15 protein-coding genes are annotated in these 16,681 nt (G+C 64.4%); 7 read left to right on the top strand and 8 right to left on the bottom strand.

The window, feature by feature from the left end:
* Positions 1 to 7: 7 nt before the first annotated feature.
* Together Q7U29_RS12535 and cysG are read right to left on the bottom strand one after the other, a co-directional pair.
* A complete protein-coding gene (locus tag Q7U29_RS12535) occupies positions 8 to 322 on the bottom strand; it encodes a DUF2849 domain-containing protein (protein WP_304741829.1) in 315 nt (104 codons plus the stop codon).
* Positions 319 to 1,755: a siroheme synthase CysG gene (gene cysG / locus Q7U29_RS12540; RefSeq protein ID WP_304741831.1), complete on the bottom strand. Its 1,437-nt coding sequence runs from the start codon at positions 1,753 to 1,755 to the stop codon at positions 319 to 321. The genes Q7U29_RS12535 and cysG overlap by 4 nt, the downstream gene beginning before the upstream one ends.
* 221 nt (positions 1,756 to 1,976) lie before the next feature.
* Between cysG and cysD the strand changes: the two genes are divergently transcribed.
* From cysD to Q7U29_RS12555, 3 genes are all read left to right on the top strand, one after another.
* Entirely contained in the window at positions 1,977 to 2,816 is an 840-nt protein-coding gene (gene cysD, locus Q7U29_RS12545) for a sulfate adenylyltransferase subunit CysD (RefSeq protein WP_370691744.1), read from the top strand.
* Positions 2,817 to 2,839: 23 nt separating this feature from the next.
* Positions 2,840 to 4,756, top strand: a complete 1,917-nt coding sequence (cysC, locus tag Q7U29_RS12550; RefSeq protein ID WP_304741832.1) for an adenylyl-sulfate kinase — start codon at positions 2,840 to 2,842, stop codon at positions 4,754 to 4,756.
* Positions 4,757 to 4,901: 145 nt separating this feature from the next.
* The gene (locus Q7U29_RS12555) at positions 4,902 to 7,064 is read left to right on the top strand and encodes a malate synthase G (protein ID WP_304741833.1); all 2,163 of its coding nucleotides are present in this window, start codon (positions 4,902 to 4,904) and stop codon (positions 7,062 to 7,064) included.
* Between the two features lie 92 nt (positions 7,065 to 7,156).
* Here the strand turns inward: Q7U29_RS12555 and Q7U29_RS12560 are convergent, their stop codons facing one another.
* The 3 genes from Q7U29_RS12560 to Q7U29_RS12570 all read right to left on the bottom strand — a co-directional run bounded on the left by Q7U29_RS12560 (position 7,157) and on the right by Q7U29_RS12570 (position 8,898).
* Positions 7,157 to 7,312, bottom strand: coding sequence for a Thivi_2564 family membrane protein (locus tag Q7U29_RS12560; protein ID WP_304741835.1), 156 nt, complete (start codon positions 7,310 to 7,312; stop codon positions 7,157 to 7,159).
* Positions 7,313 to 7,442: 130 nt separating this feature from the next.
* Complete coding sequence (locus tag Q7U29_RS12565) at positions 7,443 to 8,081, bottom strand: DUF2865 domain-containing protein (RefSeq protein WP_304741837.1); 639 nt, start codon at positions 8,079 to 8,081, stop codon at positions 7,443 to 7,445.
* Positions 8,082 to 8,094: 13 nt separating this feature from the next.
* Positions 8,095 to 8,898 (bottom strand): L,D-transpeptidase, encoded by an 804-nt coding sequence (locus Q7U29_RS12570; RefSeq protein ID WP_304741838.1) that lies wholly within the window; start codon positions 8,896 to 8,898, stop codon positions 8,095 to 8,097.
* Positions 8,899 to 9,127: 229 nt separating this feature from the next.
* Here Q7U29_RS12570 and Q7U29_RS12575 point away from each other — a divergent pair, with 229 nt between their 5' ends.
* The 3 genes from Q7U29_RS12575 (at position 9,128) to Q7U29_RS12585 (ending at position 11,216) form a co-directional block, all read left to right on the top strand.
* The gene (locus Q7U29_RS12575; protein WP_304741839.1) at positions 9,128 to 10,246 is read left to right on the top strand and encodes an AI-2E family transporter; all 1,119 of its coding nucleotides are present in this window, start codon (positions 9,128 to 9,130) and stop codon (positions 10,244 to 10,246) included.
* 43 nt (positions 10,247 to 10,289) lie between these two features.
* The gene (locus tag Q7U29_RS12580; protein WP_304741841.1) at positions 10,290 to 10,622 is read left to right on the top strand and encodes a YqjD family protein; all 333 of its coding nucleotides are present in this window, start codon (positions 10,290 to 10,292) and stop codon (positions 10,620 to 10,622) included.
* Between the two features lie 120 nt (positions 10,623 to 10,742).
* Positions 10,743 to 11,216 (top strand): hypothetical protein, encoded by a 474-nt coding sequence (locus Q7U29_RS12585; protein WP_304741842.1) that lies wholly within the window; start codon positions 10,743 to 10,745, stop codon positions 11,214 to 11,216.
* Positions 11,217 to 12,118: 902 nt separating this feature from the next.
* Here the strand turns inward: Q7U29_RS12585 and Q7U29_RS12590 are convergent.
* From Q7U29_RS12590 to Q7U29_RS12600, 3 genes are all read right to left on the bottom strand, one after another.
* Complete coding sequence (locus Q7U29_RS12590) at positions 12,119 to 14,158, bottom strand: methyl-accepting chemotaxis protein (protein WP_304741843.1); 2,040 nt, start codon at positions 14,156 to 14,158, stop codon at positions 12,119 to 12,121.
* A gap of 333 nt (positions 14,159 to 14,491) precedes the next feature.
* A complete protein-coding gene (locus Q7U29_RS12595) occupies positions 14,492 to 15,196 on the bottom strand; it encodes a 3-oxoacid CoA-transferase subunit B (RefSeq protein ID WP_304741844.1) in 705 nt (234 codons plus the stop codon).
* Positions 15,193 to 15,864 (bottom strand): 3-oxoacid CoA-transferase subunit A, encoded by a 672-nt coding sequence (locus Q7U29_RS12600; protein ID WP_370691745.1) that lies wholly within the window; start codon positions 15,862 to 15,864, stop codon positions 15,193 to 15,195. The genes Q7U29_RS12595 and Q7U29_RS12600 overlap by 4 nt, the downstream gene beginning before the upstream one ends.
* A 322-nt stretch (positions 15,865 to 16,186) precedes the next feature.
* On the opposite strand from Q7U29_RS12600, the gene Q7U29_RS12605 reads away from it, so the two are divergent.
* Positions 16,187 to 16,672, top strand: a complete 486-nt coding sequence (locus Q7U29_RS12605) for a (2Fe-2S)-binding protein (RefSeq protein WP_304741845.1) — start codon at positions 16,187 to 16,189, stop codon at positions 16,670 to 16,672.
* Positions 16,673 to 16,681: the final 9 nt, after the last annotated feature.

Consider the following 16,681-nt stretch of genomic DNA (forward strand, 5'->3'; position numbering starts at 1 on the left):
GATGGCCTTACGCCGGGACCGGGAGGTCGATGGTGACCCCCGCCGAGCGGATGTGTTCGCGCAGATTGCCGGGTTTGATCTTGCCGGAATCCCTGATCTCGACCGGCGCGATATAGGCACCGATCGCACCGACATCGTCGGCGACGGATTCGGCCAGCAGCGCCCGGGCCTCATCGGCGGTGCGAACGATCGCCGCGTCCGACAATTCGGCCGACCAGCCCTTGGCGGCGGTGCGCCAGATCACGATGCCATCCCAGGTACGGTTGGCGGTGATGACGGACGGTCCTGATATCTTGATCTTTTGTTGCAGCGGAGAGGTCATGCGGCGGTTTCCAGCAGTTTGGAGAGCACTCGATTGGGATCGGCTTCGCGCCATGGCGCGGAATGCGCGACGACGTCGCCGATGATGAGAATGGCGGGGCCGCCGTCGATCTTCTCGACCAGGTCGGGCAGATCCTGCAAAATTCCGACCGCGGCCTGTGCATCCGGGCGCGTGACCCGCGCGAACACGCCGACCGGGGTTTGCGGCGAACGTCCGGCGGCCAGCAGGCCCGATCGGACCGATGGCGCCGCGGTCATTCCCATGTAGACGACGACCGTCATCTTCTCGTCGGTCAAGGTTGACCAGTCGACGGTTTCAGCATCCGTGGCCTTGTGCGCGGTGAGAAACGTAATCCGCAGCGCCTCGTGCCGGAAGGTCAGCGGCACTTCGAATTGCGCGGCGGCGCCGAGCCCTGCGGTAATTCCCGGCACCACCGAATAGGCGACGCCGGCCGCGCGCAGCGCTTCGACTTCCTCGCCGCCACGGCCGAACACGAAGCCATCGCCGCCCTTCAGGCGCACCGTGCGCTGGCCCGATGTCGCGGACTCGATCAACAGTCTGTTGATGGCGTCCTGGCCGATGCCGGGCTTGCCGACGCGACGGCCGACCGGCACGCGCGACGCATCGCGACGCACCCGATCGAGAATCTCCGGTGAGACCAGCTCGTCGTAAAATACCACGTCGGCGTCCTGCAGCGCGCGCAGCGCCTTGATGGTCAGAAGGTCCGGATCGCCGGGGCCGGCGCCGACCAGCGTCACCCTGCCCTCGGCCTTTCCCGACTCGAGCGCGCCGGCAAAGGCGGAAGCGTCGGGAATATCGTTCAGCGCGGCTTCTGCCTCATCCTTGCGGCCGGCGAGCACCAGCGCACCGATCGGGCCATCGAACACGCGCTCCCAGAAGCGGCGGCGCAGCGCAAGTTCGGGAATGCGACCGTTGATGGTCTTGCGCCAGCGGCCGATGAACGTGGCGAGATCGCCGATTCGCGCCGGCAGCACCGCTTCGATGTGCTCGCGCACGCGGCGCGCCACCACGGGCGAAGTGCCGCCGGTGCCTACGGCAATGACGACGTCGCCGCGATCGACGATGGCGGGAAAGATGAAAGTCGAATGGGCGAGGTCGTCCATCACATTGACGGGAAGGCCGACCGCTTTGGCTCGCGCCGACATCGCAACCCCGATGTCGCCGGCGCCCGCGCACAGGATGGCGATGATGCCGTTCAGATCCGAGGTCAGCGGATCACCCTGCGCCAGTTCGATCCGCGCCGCCTCGTCAGGCTCAAGCCCGCTCACATCGTGCTGGCCATCGGTCGCGAAGTAGCGGACACGCGCGCCCGCCGCGGCCAGCAGGCGCAATTTCGCCCGCGCCAGATCGCCGGCGCCAACAAGCAGCACCGGTCCGGTTTGCAGATCGAGAAAGACTGGCAGGAATCGCATGCGACACTCGCTGCCCCAACTTGCGGGGTTGACTAGAATTATTTTCTATATATGTCTCGTTCAATGCCCGCAAAGAGAAAATTTCTTCTTCTCTATTGCGATGCAACTTTAGAATTTTCCCCTACAAAGGCCAAGGGCCAGAGATGCATCTTCTCGACAACGATTCCCCGGTCGCCCGGCTGCGTCGCGCAGACCCGCCCAACGGATCTTCGGCCCTGCCAATGTCATCGCAAATTTCACCCGATGGACGGCTGCCTCCCCCCGGCATGGACCACCTCGATGCGCTCGAGGCGCAGAGCATCTATATTTTCAGGGAAGCCTTCGCGCGGCTGAAGAAGCTGGCGCTGCTGTGGTCGCTCGGCAAGGATTCCAACGTCATGATCTGGCTGGCGCGCAAGGCCTTCTTCGGCCGCATGCCGTTCCCGGCCCTGCATGTCGACACCGGCAAGAAATTTGCCGAGATGTACGCGTTTCGCGATCGCTACGGCAAGGAATGGGAGCTCGACCTGAAGATCGAACCCTGCCCGCCGCTGGAGACCATCGACCCGACCCTGCCGCCCGCGGCACGATCCGCCGCGCGCAAGACCGACGGCTTGAAGCTCGCGCTGGCCAAACATGGATTTGACGGATTGATCGCCGGCATTCGCCGCGACGAGGAGGCCACCCGCGCCAAGGAGCGGGTGTTCTCGCCGCGCGGCACCGAAGGCGGATGGGACGTGCGCGACCAGCCGCCGGAATTCTGGGACCAGTTCAATGCCTCGCCGCCGCCGGGCGCGCATTTACGCATTCACCCGATCCTGCATTGGACCGAGGCCGATATCTGGGCCTACACCCAACGCGAGAACATTCCGATCATCCCGCTGTACCTGGCCAGGGACGGCAAGCGCTATCGCTCGCTGGGCGATCAGGACATCACCAACCCCGTGGCTTCGACCGCCTCGAATATCGAGGAAATCCTGATCGAGCTCGACGGCACGAGGGTGCCGGAGCGGGCGGGCCGCGCGCTGGATCATGAAACCGAAGACGCCTTCGAGCGGCTGCGCGTCGCCGGCTATCTCTGACGGATATCGAATTGAGCGCGCCCATGAACATGATCATCCCCACCGCGACACTGGCCACGCCGAACGGCACCACGCGCCCGCAAGTGCGCATCGTCATCGTCGGCCATGTCGATCACGGCAAGTCGACGCTGGTGGGACGCCTGCTGCACGAAACCGGCAGCCTGCCCGAGGGCAAGCTCGAAATGCTGAAAGCGGTCAGCGCCCGGCGCGGCATGCCGTTCGAATGGTCGTTTCTGCTGGATGCGCTGCAGACCGAGCGCGACCAGGGCATCACCATCGACACCACCCAGATCAGGTTCCGCACCCGCTCGCGCGACGTGGTGCTGATCGACGCGCCCGGCCACGCCGAATTCCTGCGCAACATGATCACCGGCGCCTCGCAGGCGGACGGCGCGGTCCTGATCATCGACGCGCTGGAAGGCGTGCGCGACCAGACCCGGCGTCACGGCTATCTGCTGCATCTTCTCGGCGTCAAACAGGTCGCGGTCGTCGTCAACAAGATGGACCGGGTCGATTTCAGCGCCGAGCGCTTCACAGAAATCAGCGACGAGATATCGACGCATCTGATCGGCCTCGGCGTGACGCCGTCGGCGGTGATTCCGATTTCGGCGCGCGACGGCGACGGCGTTGCCGAACGTACGCCGCGGATCGAATGGTATGATGGCCCCACCGTGGTCGAGGCGCTGGATGCGCTCGAACCGGCTCGGCCGCTGGAAACGCTGGCGCTGCGGCTGCCGGTGCAGGCGATCTACAAGTTCGACGACCGCCGTATTGTCGCGGGCCGCATCGAAGCCGGCAGCCTTGCCGCCGGCGACGAGATCGTCATCATGCCCGCCGGCAAAATCGCCAGGATCAAGTCCGTCGAGAGCTGGCCGGTGACCCCGGTGCAGGGAAGCCAGGGCGCCGGGCGCTCGGTCGGCATCACGCTCGACCGCGAACTGTTCGTCGAGCGTGGCGACGTCATCGCCCATGTCGGCAGCGCGCCGCGCGACACCCGCCGGATCCGCGCGCGGATTTTCTGGCTGCACGACAAGCCGCTGGTGGAAGGCGCCTCGATTCTGGTCCGGCTCGGCACGCGGGAAACCCGCGCCAATGTGGTCGCCATTGAAAAGGCGGTCGACCCCGGCGAACTCTCCAGCGTCGAGACCAAGGCGATCGCGCGCAACCATGTCGGCGAGATCGACATTTCGCTGGCGCAGCCGATCGCCGCCGATCCCTACACCGACAATCCGCGCACCGGACGCCTCGTCATCGAGGTCAATGGCCGCATTGCCGGCGGCGGGCTGGCGCTGTCGGTCGCTTCAGGCCAACGCGCCATCCCCGTCGATATCGTGCCGGTGGAATCCGCGTTGCGGGCCGACGAGCGTTCGGCGCGCTATCGCCACGGCGGCGCGGTGGTGTGGCTGACGGGATTGCCGGGCTCCGGCAAGTCGACGCTGGCGCGCGCGCTGGAACGCCGGCTGTTCAGCGCCGGCGGCTCGCCGGTGCTGCTGGACGGCGACACGCTGCGCGCCGGGCTCAACAGCGATCTCGGTTTCTCCGCACAGGACCGCAGCGAAAACATTCGCCGGCTTGCAGAGGTCGCGGTTCATCTGGCGCGCAACGGCCACATCGCCATCGTCGCCGCGGTGTCGCCATCGCGCGAAGATCGCGCCGCGGCGCGCCGCATCGCCGACACCGAGTTCCGCGAGATCTATGTCGCGACCCCGGTCGAGGTGTGCGAGAGCCGCGATCCCAAGGGCCATTACGCCAAGGCGCGCGCCGGCGCCTTGCACGGGTTTACGGGCACCGGCAACGACTACCAGCCGCCGGCCGGTTGCGAGTTGACGATCGACACCTCGAGGCGCTCGGTCCCCGACGCCACCGACGAGATCGAGCGGATGCTGACGAGGACGGGCATTCTGTTCGACGAACTGGTCGATCTCGCCGCCAATATCTGAGACTTTCGGAGGCCTCTTTGGGGCCTTCTCATCGACCCGGCTTTATGGCTAAAAGGGCCCCAGAAATTGCCCTTTGGCGCGCTTTTTGCTGTGTTCACCCCAGAAAACAGCCTGTAGCCGCCGTTTCCCGCCGAGAAAGCCCGCAATGAATCGTATCGATGCCCATGGACTGAAGATCGCCCCCGTTTTGTTCGATTTCATCGCCACGGAGGCGACCCCCAAGACCGGGATTTCGCCCGACGCGTTCTGGGCGGGGCTGGCGGCCATCCTCCAGAATCTCGCGCCGAAAAACCGCGAATTGCTCGCCTTCCGCGACGCCCTGCAGGCGAAGATCGACGGCTGGCATCGTGCCAACAAGGGCAAGCCGTTCGACATGAATGCCTATACGGCATTTCTGAAGGAGATCGGCTATCTGCTGCCGGAGCCTGCGACCCACACGGTCGAAACGGCCAACGTCGACGAAGAGATCGGAAAAATCTGCGGGCCGCAGCTGGTGGTGCCGCTCACCAACGCACGCTACGCCCTGAACGCCGCCAATGCGCGCTGGGGCAGCCTGTACGATGCCTTCTACGGCACCGACGCGATCCCGCATGATCCCGGCGAAGGCGGCAAGAGCTACAACAAGGCGCGCGGCGACAAGGTCATCGCGAAGGCAAAGGCCTTTCTCGATGCCGCCGTGCCGCTGGCGACCGGAAGCCACACCGATGTGATTTCCTACAGCGTGACCGCGGGGCAACTCGCCGTCAAACTGAAGAGCGGCAACGCCACCGCGCTGAAAGACAGCACGCAGTTCGCCGGCTACCAGGGCGATCCCTCAGCACCGACCGCGATCCTGCTGGTCAACAACGGCATGCATATCGAAGTCGTCATCGACCGCGGCCACCTGATCGGCAAGGACGACCCGGCAGGCGTTGCCGACATGATCCTGGAATCGGCGGTCTCCACCATCCTCGACATGGAGGACAGCGTCGCGGCTGTCGATGCCGAGGACAAGGTGCTGGTCTATCGCAACACCCTCGGCCTGATGGACGGCACGCTCTCGGCCGACTTCGAGAAGGGCGGCAAGACGCTGCAGCGCGCGCTCAATCCCGACCGCGTCTACACCACGGCAGACGGCAAGCAGCTCACGCTGCACGGCCGCAGCCTGCTGTTGATGCGCAATGTCGGCCATCACATGTTTACCGACGCGGTGCTCGACGCTTCGGGCGCCGAGATTCCGGAAGGCATTCTGGACGCCGCCGTCGCCGGCCTGCTCGCGATCCACGATCTCAAGGGCAAGTCGAAGACGAAGAACAGCCGCACCGGCTCGGTCTATATCGTCAAGCCGAAGATGCACGGCCCCGATGAGGTGGCATTGACCTGCGAGCTGTTCGGCCAGGTCGAGAAGATGCTCGGTCTGCCGGAAAACACCATGAAGGTCGGCATCATGGACGAGGAGCGCCGCACCACGGTCAACCTCAAGGCCTGCATCCAGCAGGCCTCCAGGCGGATCTGCTTCATCAACACCGGCTTCCTCGATCGCACCGGCGACGAAATCCATACCTCGATGGAAGCCGGTCCGATGATCCGCAAGAACGACATGAAGGCGCAGCCCTGGATCAAGGCCTATGAGGACTGGAACGTCGACAACGGCCTGATCGACGGCCTGCCCGGCCATGCCCAGATCGGCAAGGGCATGTGGGCCGCACCCGACAAGATGGCGGACATGCTGGCGCAAAAGGTCGGCCATCCGCAGGCCGGCGCCACCACCGCCTGGGTGCCGTCGCCGACCGCCGCCACGCTGCACGCGCTGCACTATCACCAGGTCAACGTACAGGCGCGCCAGCAGGAGCTGAGCAAGGGCGGCCCGCGCGCCAGGCTGTCGGACATTCTCACCATCCCGGTGTCGCAATCGAACTGGGCGCCCGATGACGTCAAGCAGGAGATCGACAACAACTGCCAGGGCATTCTGGGTTACGTCGTGCGCTGGATCGACCAGGGCGTCGGCTGCTCGAAGGTGCCCGATATCCACGACGTCGGCCTGATGGAAGACCGCGCCACCTTGCGGATCTCGAGCCAGCATCTGGCGAACTGGCTGCATCAGGGCGTCATCAGCAGAGAGCAGGTGATGGAATCGCTGAAGCGGATGGCGGTCGTGGTGGACGGACAGAACGAGGGCGATGCCGAGTACCGGCCGATGGCGCCCGGCTTCGACGGCGTCGCCTTCAAGGCCGCCTGCGACCTGATCTTCAAGGGCCGCGAGCAGCCGAACGGCTACACCGAGTTCATCCTCACCGCACGGCGCCGGGAAGCCAAGGCGGCGGGTTGATCGCAGGATTCAGGTAAGCGGCGGGCACGCCGGTGAAATTGGAAAAGCCCCGGCCTTGGCCGGGGCTTTTTCGTTGAACCGTCGCGACCGGTCTAAAACACCGCGAGTAATTTCAGCAGCGAGATCACGCCGATGACGATGACGACGACGCGGGCGATCTGCTTGGCGCGGCCGTCCAGCGGCAGCAGGTTGATCAGATAGAGAATGAGGATAACGACGAGAAATGTGACGAGTGCGCTGATGAGCATGCGGGTCCCCTGAGGCGTCGTGAAAGCACGATTGGCTGCTCATTCAACGCCTTTGGACCTGCCGGGTTCCCGCGACGGAACCTTATATTCATTGCGAGAGATCCATGATTTCAGTGCCACTCAGTGTGTGTCACTCCCTCGCCAGCACCGGCACGCGCTGGTAGCGGGCCTGGAGCCGGTCCGAGGCGGGCGAGAAGTTGAGGGATGCGCCGCGCCTGTCGGGCCGGCCGGCGACCATCAACCCGTCCGCGGCGGCGACGATGTCGCCCCGTCGCAGGGTCGGATCGTCCTCGATCTTGACCGGGGCGAGCCCGATCTGGTCCTTGCCGTTGCAGGTGCATCCGGCGACCAGTTCCTCACGATAGCGAAACGCATTCGGCAGTTCGGAATAGGGTTTTCCGGTTTCGGTCGCCGCATGGTCGATGCTGCTGCCATAGACCAGCTTGGTGTCGCTGGCCGGGCAGAAGTTGTTGCATGCCTCGGCGCGGCTCTTATTGTCCGGCCCGTTGACCGGGAAATAGCGTCCGTCGCAGGTGCGCACGCAATAGGCCTGGCCGACACCGTAACGCGGGCGGGCCTCGCGCTGCGGGGCGACAACCGGACCGTCATCGGCCGCGAACGGCATGTGGATTTGCGGCGCCCGCGAGCGGCCGAAGCCGCCGAACAGCTGGGAGAAAAAGTCCTGCGCCTGAGCGGCCGGCGCCAGCGCCGAGGCGCACAGCAACGCCGCTGCACCCCACGCCAGCCGCTTGCCCAAATGCCGGTTCATAGCGGTCTCCCGATCAATACAGCGACGACGTCGAAAGGTTCATCGCCTGGCGGCCCGGGACGGCCGTCGTTGCGACCGGACGCTGCGCCGCGGCCGGACGAACGCTGATCGTCGTCCTGGTCGCCGGGCTGCGCGTCGCCATCAGCGGCGCGTTCTTCGGCAGCACCACCACCCTGGTGCCGATGGTGACGCGGCCGAACAGGTCGGCGACGTCTTCATTGGTCAGCCGGATGCAGCCCGACGAGACGAACTTGCCGATGGTCGAGGGATCGTTGGTGCCGTGAATCCGGTAGATGCTGGAGCCGAGATACATGGCGCGCGCGCCGAGCGGATTGCCCGGGCCGCCCGCGACGAAGCGCGGCAGATAGGGCTGGCGCGCGATCATCTCGGAAGGCGGGGTCCAATCCGGCCACTCGGCCTTCCTGGTGATGTTCTGCACGCCGGACCACGTGAAACCTTCGCGGCCGACGCCGACGCCGTAGCGAACGGCGCGACCCTGGCCGAGCACGTAATAGAGGTAGGTGTTGCCGGTATCGATCACGATGGTGCCAGGGGCTTCGTGGGTGTCGAAGGCGACGGTGGCGCGCTTCAAGCGCTCCGGCATCACGACAGCATCGTCGCCGTCATCCGCGGGCTGCGCCGGCGCGACCATCAGATTGTCCGACGGAAACGCCATCGGCGCGCTGGAGGCGTAGCCGAGCAGCTGGGCGCTCGCGCTTTCGAGCAACGCGGGCGACAGCAGCATCGCGGTGCCAAGGATCAGCGCGCCGGTCGCGCGCCACGAAAGCCTGCGAGTGCCTGCGAATGTCTGTGCCATGACCTGCCCCAATGCGATGCGCATCAATTGATGCTCTGGCCAATCAACCCGGCCGGGGCGGCAAGGTTCCGTTCGACTCGGGGCGGAACGCCCTTGTCAACCAGCCGGCGCTTCACGTTCTTGCGACGGAACTTTCGGTTCCGACGCGGGTTAAGCCGGCGTATTCGCCCGGTTCGTCAGCCGCGACCGCGACCCAAGCCAGATTCGCCGTAGCGCGGGGGAGAGCCAATTGCGTGTCCTTCCCAATGAGCGTGCGGCGCCCGCCGAACCAGCAGGCAAGCCGCTGCCCGACAGCAAGAACGAACAGCCGCCGGTGATCCGCCGCGCCGAAGTGGTGGCCTTCGCGCTGGTCGCCCTTCTCATCATCTGCATCGTCGCCGTGCTCTATGCCGCCAAGGCATTCTTCTTGCCCGTCACGATGGCGTTCGTGGTCGGCACCATGCTGGCGCCGGCGGCACGCTATCTCGAGCAGCACCGCATTCCGCGCGCGGTGTCCGCGGTCATGATCGTGGCCGCGGCCTGCACCTTGGTCGCCTTCATGGTCGGGCTGATCGCCTCCCCGGTGATCGAATGGAGCGCGCGGCTTCCCGAACTCGGCTCGCTCATGAAGGACAAGCTTCATGTGTTCGATCGTCCGCTGTGGCTGTGGCAGCAAATGCAGTTGGCGCTGGGCGGATCGGAAACCCTGCCGGGCGCCTCGTTTCAGTTGCCCAAGATCGAATGGGTGCAGCCGACCCTGGAATTCCTGTCGCCGACCTTCGCCGAATTCCTGCTGTTCCTGGTAACCCTGATCCTGTTCATCGCCAGCTGGCCGGACCTGCGCCGCGCTTTGGTCATGACATTCGGTGACCGTGAATCGCGGCTGCGAACCCTGCGCATCGTCAATGCGGTCGAGGAGCATCTCGGCGGCTATCTGCTGATGGTCACCACCATCAACCTCGGTGTCGGCGTGGCGACCGGCATCATTTGCGCGCTGACGGGGATGCCGAACCCGGCCGCGCTCGGCGCGCTGGCCGCGACCTTGAACTTCATCCCGATCATCGGACCCGTGTTCATGTTCGCGATTCTGACCGTGGTCGGCGTGGTCGCCTTTCCGACGCTGGCCGAGGGACTGCTCGGGCCCGCCTTGTTTGCCGGGATGACCTTTCTCGAAGGTCATTTCCTGACGCCGGTCATCGTTGGCCGACGCCTGCAATTGAATGCGCTCGCCGTGTTCATCGCGCTGGCGTTCTGGACCTGGCTGTGGGGACCGATGGGCGCCTTCCTGGCCTCGCCGATCCTGATCGTGGCGCTGATCATCAAGGTGCATCTGATGCCCGACGATTCGGTACAGCTGCCGGGACACTGATCACCGCGGTTTCAGCCCGGGAACTTCCTGCAAACCCGGACGTTTGTGGCTTACGCAATACCAATGCTTTGAGAAGGATGCAGCAGCCGTGAAAAACGATATTTCCGCCCTGACCGACCAGATCACCGACGTGCTCAATACGTTCGCCGGCAGCGCCGGCAAGCAGGCGCGCCGCGGCTACAAGGAAGCCCGCGCCAATGTCGACGCAGCGTACGACGATATGGCCGAACGCGGCAGCGCCATGATGGACTCCGCCTATGACGCCGCCTCCTCGCTCGAGGAATCGCTGGAAGACGTCATTACCCAGCGCCCGCTGGCGACCGTGGGTATCGCGCTCGGCATCGGCTTTCTGATCGGCGCGGCATGGCGGCGGTAGAACTGACCGGTCGAATTGGCGCCGGTAACGGCATGACGCGAAAGTCCAGACGCTGAACGGATGGCGGCGCTGACGCGCCGCCGTCGCTTTCGCTCAAATTTTTTCAAATCGAGGCAATGCATGTTCGGGCGAATGATCGACGATTTCAAGGAGAGCACCGGCACCGCCCTGCGGCTGACCTCGCTGGCCGCGGCGGCGGCTTTCGCGCTGCTGGTCGCCACATCGTTTCTGTGCGCGGCGCTGTTCGTGTTCGTCCTGCAGAAATATGGTCCGGTCGAAGCGTGCCTGGCGGGGGCCGGCGTATTCCTCCTCGTCACGCTGATTGCGGCCATCTGCTACAAGGTGCGCCAGAACCAGATCCAGGTTCGCGCCGAGGAAGCTGCCCGGGAAGCCGCACGATCGGCGAAATCGGCGGCCTCGCACATGCTGGCCGATCCGATGCTGCTGGCCGCCGGCCTCCAGCTGGTTCGCGCCATCGGTGTCAAGAAGCTGATCCCGATTCTCGCGATCGGCGGACTGGCGCTGGGCTTCATGATGAGCCGCGGCGCGAGTGAAGGCGGCGACGAGGCGGAAGCGGAAGCGCCGGCGGAGTGAGTTTGGGAAATTCAGACGCGGCGTAGGTCGCAGTTCCCGGACGCAATCTCTCAACGTCGTCCCTGCGAACGCAGGGACCCATAACCCCGGTCTTCTTTTATTGCGAAGATATCTAACACCGGCGTTCTCACCGATAAGCCGCGGCGTATGGGTCCCTGCGTTCGCAGGGACGACGGATGAGGGATTCTGCTTTCATAATGCAGATACAGCTTCGCGATCTCGCGGCGCGTTTCGCCCGAGGTTTGCCATCAACTGCCGCCCTCTTCAATCAGAGGGCGCGGGGAGGCCGGGCGCCCGATGCGCCCGATAGCCGCGTGTGCAAAGGTAGTTGGTAACAGGCACACGCGTTAGTCAGGTCACACCGGAATCACCCGGCACTCCCCGCGCAATGGTTTACGGCTTATCACGCGCTCTCCTCGGTGAGCCCTGCACTCTTGCCACCGTCGCCCGCGCGCTCTTGCGCGAACTTGACACCAGCCCTTGGGGTGTCGGGACCACACGTCTTTGCCATCCGCCTCAGGTGCTCAGGTCAGGAGCGCCATCCGCGTCCACCGCATCCCCGCCCCGCACTGGTGACCTTTGCGCAATGCCCCTCTGAGTGGGACGGGATGGCTATTGATATAGTCCGGTTTCTATTTCTGTAAAACAGAAATATTTTTTCGCGCAGGGCTTGACACCACTTCTGATAATCGGAATTGATTTGCCCGTCGGGGCAGGTTCGTTGAATCGATTAAGTAAATCGGTTTCACGCACATCCAACGAGGCTTCGTCGCCCCGGCCTCCGAGCCGGGGCCCATACGCCGTGTCCTCACCATGCGGCACGAAGGCAGACACCTCGCGAACGATGTCCGCCGGTGGCTATGGGTCCCGGCTCGGAGGCCGGGACGACAATTGTGATGGAGCTACGCCGCGCGGATGTTCGCCATGAAGCGGTCGAGTTCTTCGCGCAACCGCGCGCTTTCGCTCGACAGGGTTCTCGCCGAGTTCAGCACTTCCTCGGAAGCGGAGCCGGTTTCGGTGGCGCCGCGATTGACCTGCATGATGTCCGCGGCCGCTTGCTGGGTGCCCTGCGCGACGTTCTGGACGCTGCGCGAGATTTCCTGTGTGGCCGAGCTTTGCTGCTCCACGGCGCTGGCGATCGATGCAGCGATGTCCGAAATCTGGCCGATGGTGCCGCCGATTTCCTTGATGGCTGCAACCGATTCCTGGGTCGCGCCCTGCATGCCCAGGATGTGCGACGATATTTCGTCGGTCGCCTTGGCGGTCTGGCTGGCGAGCGATTTGACTTCGGAGGCGACGACGGCGAAGCCGCGGCCGGCATCGCCGGCGCGGGCGGCCTCGATGGTGGCGTTCAGCGCCAGCAGATTGGTCTGCTCGGCGATCGCCGTGATCAGCTTGACCACGTCGCCGATCTCCTGGGCCGCGCGTGACAATTTGCCGATGCGGCCGTCGGTCTGCTGGGCCTGGGTCACCGCCGCGTCCGCGATCTTGTTGGATTCGCGCACCCGCCGTCCGATCTCGTCGACGGAGGCGGAAAGTTCCTCGGTTGCCGTGGCGACCGATTGCATGTTGCTGGAGGCTTCTTCCGATGCGCCGGCGACCTGACTGGACAGGCTCTGGGTGGTTTCGGCGGTACGCGTCAGCGTTCCGGCTGCGGATTCGAGCTGTACCGCCGAGGCTGAAACATTCGAGACGATGGCGCCCACGGCGGTTTCGAAATCGTCCGCAAAGCGAATGAGTTCGGTGCGGCGCGCCGCACTGCTCGCCTTGTTCTGCGCATCATGGGCCGCGGCATCGCGCTCGGCCTTGGCGATGGCCTGCAGCTTGAATTCCTCCACCGCGCCCGCCATCTCGCCGAGTTCATCCTTGCGCCCGAGGCCGGGCAGCACGACGTCGAAATTGCCGCCGGCAAGTTCGCGCATGGCCTTGCACATCGCCGTCATCGGTCTGGCAATTCCCCTGCCCAGCAACAGCGCCCACACCCCGCCGAGCAGGAAGCCGCCGGCCGCCAATATCAGGATCAGGCGCTCGGTCTCGCCGATCAGCGCGTTGGTGCCGGATTCGAGTCGTTGCTGATCGGACACCAGGTCCGCCTTCAAGGTGGCTGCGCCCTGCATGATCGCCGTCGCCGACTCGGTCATCTTTGCGGCTTGTTCGCCGATCGATTTCGAATTCTCGATCAACTTGGTCAGGGCTTGCTTGTAATCGGCGAGCAACGCGGCAGCTTCCTTGAGGCCTTCGACGATCTTCTGGTTACTCGACAATATCCCACCAAGCGAGTTGTCGACGAATCTGAGCCGCGCCACCGCGCTGGCCGCGGTCGTCTGGTCGGAATTGACGACGAATGTGTTGGCGAGCGCCGTCACCGCCTGGAATTGATCGGTGACTACCTTGGCGCCGAACTGGACCGATTGCTGTTCCTCATCGTCGGCGTTGCTGGGAAGATCTTCCAGCTTGTAGCGCAGCATATTGCCGCTCCGCATCAGCTGGTTCTGCGTCAGCTGTGTGCTTTCCTGCTTGATCCTGAGAATCCCGGCGAAGACCTTGCTGAAATTCTGGAATTCCTGGCCGAGGCGCCCGATCTGATCGCGCCGCGCCGGATTGGTCGTGCCCTTCATCGACTGATCGATGGCGTCCTTCAGGCCGGCCTCGGCGGCCAGCGCCGCCTTGCCGTCGTCTTCCTTGCCGGTCAACACGAAGTAGCGCGCCAGCGACCGGTACGAGATCAGTTCGCGGTCGATGTTGCGCGCCAGGTCGGCTTCCGAGACGCTGGTGCGGTAGCCGGCGACGCCCGCTGCGACGCGCTCGAAACCGAGATAGGCGATGCCCATGCTGGCGGCCGAAATGGCGAGCGTGACGGCAAAACCGAGGATGATCTTGGCGCGAAGCCGCAAGGTCGGGAGTTTTGACGCTATCGAGGTCGATCCGGCACGTTCAGACATTCCCACCGCAAACCCCCATCGTCTCACCCAAACAGCCGGGATCGGGAGCGCGAGCCCCCGATCCCCTGCTGAAAACTAGGGCAGAATGGATAAGGGGCAGTAAATTTGGGGCGAATTGGGCATGATATCATGGCGAGGGGCGGCCCTGTTGGATGAACCAAACACCGCTGTCATCGCCCGGTTTAACCGGGCGACCCAGTATTCCAGAGGCGTTCAAGATAGACCGAAAGGCCACGGCTTACTGGATCGCCCGGTCAAGCCGGGCGACGACAGTTTTGAATGTAGCGACCGGCTTTCCGGAGTCCCGCTCTTCGTGCGGGCTACGGCATCTCGCTACGCCGCGCGGGCTTTCGGGGCTACCGGCGGCGCCAGGACCTTCCAGTCAGGGGCCAGTTGCAGCGGGGGTTCGGTCAAGGCCTGCAGCTTTTCGAGCGTCATTCCCGGAATCATTTCCAACACGACGAGGCCCTTTGGCGTCACGTCGATGACCGCGAGATTGGTATAGATGCGCTTGACGCAGTTGGCCGCCGTCAGCGGATAGGTGCATGCCTTCAGGATGCGCGGCTCACCCTTCTTGCTGGTGTGCTCCATAATGACCCGGATCGCCCTGGCGCCGACCGCCAGGTCCATCGCGCCGCCGACGCCGGGCGGGAACGCCGGGTCTTCGGTGGTCCAGTTGGCGAGATCGCCTGATGCAGACACCTCGAAGGCGCCGAGCAGGCTGACATCGAGGTGGCCGCCTCGGATCATCAGGAAGGCGTCGGCGTGATGGACGAAGCAGCCGCCGGCGACCAGCGTCGTCAGGTTCTTGCCGGCGTCGACCATATAGGGGTCTTCCTTGCCCGGCTCCGGCTTCGGACCCATGCCCAGAATGCCGTTTTCGCTGTGGAAGATCACCTCGCGCCCCGGCGGCACATAGCTCGCCGCCAGCGTCGGGATGCCGATGCCGAGGTTGACGTAATCGCCTTCCTTCAAATCCTGCGCGGCGCGCCAGGCCATTTGCTCACGATTCAAAGGCTCGTGGGACTGGGACGTCATGCCTTGCCTCCGACAACGACCACGCGGTCGACGAAAATACTGGGGGTGACGATGGTTTCCGGATTCATCTCGCCGAGTTCGACCATCTGGTCGACCTCGACCACGGTCAGATCGGCGGCCATTGCCATCACCGGATTGAAATTCCGCGCCGACTTGATGTAGCTGAGATTGCCCCAGCGGTCGGCCTTGTTGGCCTTTATCAAGGCGACATCGCCCTTCAGCGGCTTTTCAAACACGTGCAGCCGGCCGTCGATTTCGCGGGTTTCCTTGCCTTCCCCGAGCTTGGTGCCGGCCGAAACCGGCGAGAAGAAGCCGCCGAGGCCGGCGGCATGGCAGCGCATGCGCTCGGAAATGGTGCCCTGCGGCAGCAATTCCAGCTCGAGGCTTTTGGCCCGGTAGGCATGGAGGAAGGCGCTGTAATCGCCGGAACGCGGGAAGGAGCAGATCACCTTGGCCACGCGGCCGGAACTGATCAGCCGGGCCAGTCCATAATCGCCATTGCCGGAATTGTTGGCGACGATGGTGAGCTCCCGGGCGCCCTGTTCATGCAGCGCATCGAGCAGGATATCGGGAACGCCGACCGCGCCGAACCCGGCCACCAGCACCGTGGAGCCGTCGCGAACCCCGGCCACGGCGTCGGCGGTGGTTTTGACCTGTTTGTCGATCACGTCTGGGCTCCCTTGGGGTTGTTCAGGGCCAATAGAGCATCGGGCTTTTGGGAGAAAGGCACAATTATGCATGGGGATGCGCGCCACGCCCACGATGTCGTCCCTGCGAAAGCAGGGACCCATAATCCCCGGAGCCAGTTGAGACAAACGACGTCGACCGTCCCCGCCCTAATCGAGAAATCACGCGGTATGGGTCCCTGCGTTCGCAGGGACGACGGGAAACACGACATCACAATGACCGCCTCGACAAAAATCCTAGTTGCAAAGTTCCGGCTGCGTGCTTCTAATTAGAACAATTAAAAATCATCGGGAGGTATCACGCGTGTCTACCATCAAATTGACGGTGAACGGCAAGGCTGTGTCGGCTGATGTCGAGGACCGGACTCTCCTCGTCCATCTCCTGCGCGAGACCCTGAACCTGACCGGCACCCATGTCGGCTGCGACACCAGCCAGTGCGGCTCCTGCGTCGTGCACATCGACGGCAAGGCGGTCAAATCATGCACCGTGCTGGCGGGCCAGGCCGCCGGTGCCAATGTCACCACCATCGAGGGCATCGCCAAGGGCGACGAGCTGCATCCGATGCAGGCCGCATTCCGCGACAATCACGGCCTGCAATGCGGCTACTGCACGCCGGGCATGATCATGTCGTCGATCGACATCGTCAACCGCCACGGTGGCAAGCTCGACGAGGCGACGGTCCGGCACGAGCTGGAAGGCAACATCTGCCGCTGCACCGGCTACCACAATATCGTCAAATCGGTACTCGACGCCGCCGGCCGCATGAAGGTTGCGCAGGCGGCGGAATAGTCCCGCGTC

The sequence above is a fragment of the Bradyrhizobium sp. genome, from assembly GCF_030654605.1.
Lineage (GTDB): Bacteria > Pseudomonadota > Alphaproteobacteria > Rhizobiales > Xanthobacteraceae > Bradyrhizobium.